We start from the raw sequence: 2,132 nt of genomic DNA, 5'->3' as shown, positions 1-2,132 counted from the left end.
GGCGGCGACCTCGACCCGCGCGGCGTCGAGGGCGGCTCGGAACGGCCGAGTCCGCATCTCGCCGAACTCCCCGGCGGCGGTATCGAGCGCGGTCGTGGAAGTGTCCACGGCCTGGTCGGCCTCGACCAGCCCGGCCCTGGCGCGTGCGTCGAGAACGTCCACCGGCAGCGCGGACATCCGGGCCGTGTCATCGCCCGGTATCTCGCGGGCGGACTCGGCCTGCCGGGCGGTACGAGTGGACCGTCGGCGGCGGCTGACCAGCAGGATCACGGCCACCACGGCCACGATCGCGGCGATGATGGCCAGCAGTGCCCCGCCGGAGAGCCCGGAACCGGAGCCCTGTCGTTCGAGCCCGTCGGCGGCAGCGATCGCCGCGCCGGCCCAGTCGCCATCCGCCAACTGCGGTTCGATGTCCCGGTCGGCGATGCGCTGGTCGGATCGCTGGTCATCGGACTCGAACCAGTACGCCCCGTCCTGGACGGCCACCGCGAGCAACACGTCAGAGGCCCCCAGATCCGACAGACGTGCGGTCTCCTGCGCCCACTGCTGGACGGGTACGCCGTCGAAGCTGTCGACGAACGTCACCCAGAGCTGGATGTCGTCCGTCGAGCGGAGCTCCGCGAGCCTGCTCTCCACCGCGCCGGTGTCGGCGCCCAGCACCCCGGCGGTGTCGGTGACCTGCTGTTGTAGCCGGGACGGCGGTTCGGCAGACGCGGACGGGGTGGCCCACCCGGCGACGCTGACGAGGAATGCGAGCAGGAGGGCGACGGCCGCAGCCGTGCCGGACCGTGCACGCCGGGTGACGTCGGGGCGGTGTGGGACTGCGATCATGCGGTCAGCGTATCGGCTGGCCACAGGGGGCACGCCGGTCTGGCGCGCGGACGGTTACTCTGGGCTGCATGGCAGGGCGGATTCCGGAGCAGGACATCGCCGCGATCCGCGAACGCACCCGTATCGAGGAGATCGTCGGCGAGTACGTCGCGCTCAAACCAGGCGGTGCGGACTCGATGAAGGGGCTGTCCCCGTTCAAGGACGAGAAGACGCCGTCGTTCCACGTGCGACCCCAGCACGGCTACTTCCACTGCTTCTCCACGGGCGAGGGTGGCGACGTCTTCGCCTTCCTCATGAAGATGGAGCACATCAGCTTCGTCGAGGCGGTGGAGCAGCTCGCGGACAGGATCGGGTACCGCATCTCCTACGAGGGCGGCGGGCAGGTGATCCAGCGCGATCGGGGCACCCGATCGAGGCTGGTCCAGGCCAACGCCGCCGCCCAGAAGTTCTACGCCGAGCGCCTCCACCAGGACGCGGAGGCCGAGATCGCGAGGGCGTTCCTGACCGACCGCGGCTTCGATCTCTCCCACGCCGAGCGCTTCGGGTGCGGATACGCGCCCACGGGCTGGGACACGATGAGCAAGCACCTCATGCGGCAGGGTTTCGAGCCCACGGAGTTGGAGTCGGCGGGGCTGTCCAAGACCAGCTCGCGGGGGACGTTGATCGACCGCTTCCACCGCCGTCTGCTGTGGCCCATCCGCAACCTCGCCGGTGAGGTGATCGGCTTCGGCGCGCGCAAGCTCTTCGAGGACGACACCCTGGGCAAGTACATGAACACGCCGGAGACGATGCTCTACAAGAAGTCCCAGGTGCTGTTCGGTCTGGACCTGGCCAAGCGGGACGTCGCCTCTCAGCGCCGAGCGGTGGTGGTCGAGGGCTATACGGACGTCATGGCCATGCACGCCGCGGGCGTGACCACCGCCGTGGCTGCGTGTGGCACCGCGTTCGGCGAGGACCACCTGTCCACGCTCCGGCGGCTGATGTTGGACGACAACTACTTCCGCGGCGAGATCATCTACACCTTCGACGGCGACGACGCGGGCAAGAAGGCCGCGCTCCGGGCGTTCTCCGGGGACCAGCAGTTCTCCGGCCGCACCTTCGTCGCGGTGGCCCCCGCCGGACTGGACCCCTGCGACATCCGGCAGACCAAGGGTGACGCGGCAGTCCGTGACCTGATCTCCGCCCGGGTCCCGATGTTCGAGTTCGCCATCCGGTCCATGCTCGAGGAGTACGACCTCGACCACGCGGAGGGCCGGGTCGAGGCGCTGCGCCAGACGGTCCCGGTGGTGGCGGACATCCGT

2 protein-coding genes are annotated in these 2,132 nt (G+C 69.9%); one reads left to right on the top strand and one right to left on the bottom strand.

What is annotated here, in order from left to right; genetic code table 11:
* Positions 1-831, bottom strand: an 831-nt coding sequence (locus G6021_RS07980; RefSeq protein WP_182641018.1) for a TPM domain-containing protein, incomplete at its 3' end; no start/stop codon positions are given.
* A 68-nt stretch (positions 832-899) separates the two neighbouring features.
* Here G6021_RS07980 and dnaG point away from each other — a divergent pair.
* The coding region (gene dnaG / locus G6021_RS17230; RefSeq protein WP_241736469.1) for a DNA primase at positions 900-2,132 on the top strand (1,233 nt) is incomplete at its 3' end.

The sequence above is a fragment of the Dietzia sp. CW19 genome (assembly GCF_014145265.1).
Taxonomy (GTDB): Bacteria; Actinomycetota; Actinomycetes; order Mycobacteriales; family Mycobacteriaceae; genus Dietzia; species Dietzia natronolimnaea.
Note: the sequence above shows the minus strand (reverse complement) of the source record. Positions and strands in the feature narration are given on the sequence as shown.